We start from the raw sequence: 4,264 nt of genomic DNA, 5'->3' as shown, positions 1-4,264 counted from the left end.
AGAAAAAACATTCATTGAATCAATTGGCTGCGAGTCAGTTTTCTTACCTCCGTATTTTGCTGATATCAGCCCCATTTAGAAATTCTGGACTCATATGCAAAGATGGATTAACCGTAACATTACTCAATGTATAGTATGATATAAGGCCTTACTTAAATTTTTTTAATTCCCATTTTCAAGTTAAATTACTATATTTAGTATTTTATGAATTACACAATGGCTGATGCTAAATTCTTTTTCTTTTAAGGATTTATTGGGTTCTAGATGATATAGATTTCTTTCTCTTTTACTATAGGTTTTAATAATAGTGTGTTTTCTTTCTCGCATTTCGCGGGCTATTTACTCAGAGTATCTCTTCTTATTGAAAACAATAATATAAAGTTTTTTCTATTATTTATATATTATCTAAATTGTGTCCTTAGATCCCTGATGTATGCTTTTTTCCTTCATTATTTTCATATATAACTCTTTAAATCAAGTTGATTTAGTACACTTTTTGAATTTTTCCAAATAACCGATAAAAGTTTTCAGTAGTACAGTACTGTATTTCCGAAGTGGAACAGCAACGTAATTCCGCAATTTTTTTTGCAGTATATACCAGATACGACGGTTCATTTTCACGACCTCGGTACGGTTCTGGTGCGAGCCACGGTGCATCAGTTTCTAAAATAAATCGATTAGCAGGGACTTTTTCTGCAACTTCTGATAAAGCACCGTTTCGTTTGAAGGTCACAATACCAGAAAAACTCAAATACCATCCCATATCTAACACCGCTTTAGCCTGGTTCCATGTTCCGGTGAAACAGTGTAAAACTCCAAGAGGGGTATTCTTATCCCAATGCTTCCAAAAATCAAAAAATGCATCAAATCCTCCTCGAATATGAACGATGAGCGGCAACCCAGTATGCAATGCAGCGTTGACGTGAGCCTCAAAAGCTTGAAGCTGACGCGCTAAGGGAGGACTTTTGTCCTGAAGGTCTATTCCTGTTTCTCCTAGTGCTAGAACCTTGTTATGGAGCGCTTTATTCACTAACCAAGACTCCAGATCTTCTAAAGGATCGTCGTCCACATCACAGGGATGAAGACCCGCAGAAGCGTATACCCAAGGAAAGCGTTCTGAAATCTCTATAACACGCGCTGTGTTTTCTCGATGAACGGAAATAGACACGATACACCGTACACCCGCTTCCCAAGCGCGTTGTAGAATTTCGTCTACATTCTCATAACGATCAAGGTGACAGTGACTGTCAACATATTCTAAACGGTCTAAGCTTAGAGAGTGCACAATTCTATACAAAAATATAAAATTTTCATGACTATTTTAGTCTTTAAATTTTTTTTTTACAAGGTCTACAGAACTTTTAGTCTTTAAATTTTTTTTTTACAAGGTCTACAGAACGTTTGTATAAAATCATGTGACAAAACGCTAGGTTAAAGGCTCATCGAGATTAAATGTTTGGCTTTTCTATAGAGATAAATTTAGATTGGTCTCCCAACATGAAAAAAAGTATGGGTTTATACCAATTTTTGGGGATAAACTTACATAATTGAAGTAAATTCTTGTATCATTCCGTACATTAAGTAATATTATGGTGAATGGATTGTTTTATAGTATTCCAGAATTTCTTAATGAGATTTAGGTCAAGCGAATATGGCGGTAATAACACTAGCGCGCAGCCAAGCGTTCTATCACTCGTTTTGTTTTATAAGCATTATGGAATGAGGTATAGTTCATAATTAGTTCAAGTTTTGAGCACTTTGATTCAACTTTGTTCTCCCCAATGATTAAAAAAACATTCCTATTGCAAGAACCATTAAAACCTATGAGCGCTATGAATTTATTCCAGGGGTACTATGAGTTTTTTTGGAATATTTACCACGCTTTTTGCCCAGACTCTTTTTACTTTTTTTACTTTATTTGCTGTCTTTGTAAATCGTCCTCTCTATACTACTGTCGTCACTCTACACAAGACTTTCATGCGCTATATCGTTAATTGTTTCTTGATTATTTGTTTTTTTACAAATACTATCCAGACGTAAAAGATTTTTTATCGCTCAATCTTAACTTTTACACCTTCTACAGACATAAGCAATGCTTGCGTTAAATAGCCTAGTGATCTCTGCTCATATTTTATTTTCACCATACATTTTTAGTGAATTTGGATCTATAGTTTATCTAGTGATGTATTAATCTCTGCTTATCTCTACGTATTATTGAGCGAGTTTACACAATAACGAGTACTGTTGGAGAAAATGCAACATTGCTTTTATAAAAAAATAAAGTATAATTCTTAAGTATGCCTCCTTCGTCTAGTGGCCTAGGACATCGCCCTCTCACGGCGAAAACAGGGGTTCGAGTCCCCTAGGAGGTGCAACACTTTATGAATTCAGTTCCAACAAAATAAAACAATCTCTACACCCAAATTTTCATTTCAAACGCAAGTTTCATGAGCGCTTCCCCTAAAGGAGTAGAGGCAAGTAGTTGAAGATTAGGAGTCTTTTGATAAATTTTTTGACATAAAATATCGTTTTCTGAAAATTTTTCAGCCCGAGTAACAGACGAAAAATCTTTGGGTGCATTAAAAATACTGGGAGAGTGGATGTAAGTTTTGCGAAAAACAACTCGTGCTATTGCTTTATAGCCCATATATTGATTGACGCGCTCTATAAGTGTGGAGCTGTGCGCAGGGATCCATAAGCTTCCAGACACATCAACTTCCATCCACAAGGTTCCTTCGTTTTTGAATACCTGAATACGACATGGACGCGTGACGGAAGCAATTTCAGAGCCTACAATACCAGACCAATCATGCGCCATTTTACTATATAAAAAATTTTTTGTTTGAAAGAGATGTCGTAGAACATATCCACAAGATAGCTCCAAGGGATGAAATCCCGTGCCTCGTTTCCATTGCTTTGAATATTTTTCCGTATTACCCATTATAAAACTCCTGATACTCAAAAAGATTAAAAGTTTTGGTTATTTTTTGGTGTGCAAGCTCAAATTGTGATGACTTAGATGAATGGTAAACATTTTCGGATCATTTTTCCAGATTTTATTAGATCGGCGGAGTAAGTAATCTTTTTATTTCTTGAGTAGACCGCTTGCCTACCCTAAAAAATATGTGTTAACTAATTTGTATTAGAGTATTTAATATAAAATATAAAAAAATAACACACTATAAAGACGAAAAGTTTCAAATTTTAAACGGTAAGAAGCGGTTTACATTTAATAAGATAGTACCAATACTGAAAGAGGCTGAAGGAAAGAAGAAAGTAAAATTTTGTAAGCCAAATACACTCCCTATAAAAGAAAGGCTATTACGAACTTTGTAATACTTAAGAGCATGTCGAGTTTATTACTAGGGTATACCAGAAATCAGACTGATTTTACATTGACTGGGAAAAAAGCCTTCCTTAAAAGTGATGTAAAATATCCTTATAGACGCAAAAAACGACTATAGAGCACCAAAAAAATAATAAAAAAAAGAAACATATAAATAATTTCAATAATAAAAAAAGAAAATTTTATTTAGGGAAAAATAGAAGGCATAAGAAAAGAAAGAAAACTATATTCACTACTTTTAGAAACGATACGCGTCATGATTTTAGCCTATTTAAGAAGTGAAACACAACGATCAATCCTAGCATAAAAGCTATTACCGACACTAAATCTCAAAGTATATAAAGGCCGCATAGTAAATACGAATTATAAGAGTCTGTATTTATGGATTAGCGATGCGCCTTAACAAGCGCATAGAATGAGCGATCATCACCCTGTTTTCGAAAGCTGCTATAGCAATTTCGTACTCTTTAGACAATCTTGGATAATGCTTGAACCAAGCCAAAGTTCGTTCAACGACCTATGTTCTGGAGAGCACTGCCCATCCTGGGGGTATGCGTTCTTAAATTTCAATTGTCTTGTTAAGAATGTTTGCCAAAAACTCTACCATAAGTTTTTTGATATCTGGATTGTTTAGTCCCGCCAAGAAATGGTTAGGATTAATTGTAAAATATTCTGGATGAATTGTCCACTGATTTAGAATAAATTGCCAAGGAGTTTTGCCTGTTCATTCGTTCTACCTGCCCATTAGTCCAAGGATGCTTGATCTTAGTCTTTCTATGCTCTATCTGATGCTCATTGCAAACACGCTCAACGATATGAGTAAAAGCATTTTTATGATGATCATGATTGGTACATTGAATCCCATTATCTGTGCGCACCTTATGTATTTTATAAGGTAGAGCTTTAATAAGGTTACGT

General features: G+C 34.8%; 3 protein-coding genes, 1 tRNA gene and 1 pseudogene. 1 reads left to right on the top strand and 4 read right to left on the bottom strand.

Annotated features, from left to right (window positions below; genetic code table 11):
* Positions 1-484: 484 nt before the first annotated feature.
* A complete protein-coding gene (locus HCUR_RS07425; protein ID WP_207760996.1) occupies positions 485-1,297 on the bottom strand; it encodes a TatD family hydrolase in 813 nt (270 codons plus the stop codon).
* 1,002 nt (positions 1,298-2,299) lie between these two features.
* Here HCUR_RS07425 and HCUR_RS07420 point away from each other — a divergent pair.
* A tRNA-Glu gene (locus HCUR_RS07420) sits at positions 2,300-2,372 on the top strand.
* A gap of 41 nt (positions 2,373-2,413) precedes the next feature.
* Here the strand turns inward: HCUR_RS07420 and HCUR_RS07415 are convergent.
* From HCUR_RS07415 to HCUR_RS09710, 3 genes and pseudogenes are all read right to left on the bottom strand, one after another.
* Complete coding sequence (locus HCUR_RS07415; protein WP_104207437.1) at positions 2,414-2,941, bottom strand: DciA family protein; 528 nt, start codon at positions 2,939-2,941, stop codon at positions 2,414-2,416.
* Between the two features lie 852 nt (positions 2,942-3,793).
* Positions 3,794-3,916 (bottom strand): hypothetical protein, encoded by a 123-nt coding sequence (locus HCUR_RS09935; protein WP_279337824.1) that lies wholly within the window; start codon positions 3,914-3,916, stop codon positions 3,794-3,796.
* Positions 3,906-4,264, bottom strand: a pseudogene (locus HCUR_RS09710) (hypothetical protein); the annotation flags it as partial. The pseudogene HCUR_RS09710 and the gene HCUR_RS09935, both read right to left, overlap by 11 nt.

The organism is Holospora curviuscula (genome assembly GCF_002930195.1).
Lineage (GTDB): Bacteria > Pseudomonadota > Alphaproteobacteria > Holosporales > Holosporaceae > Holospora > Holospora curviuscula.
This window is presented reverse-complemented; position numbering and strand designations above follow the sequence as displayed.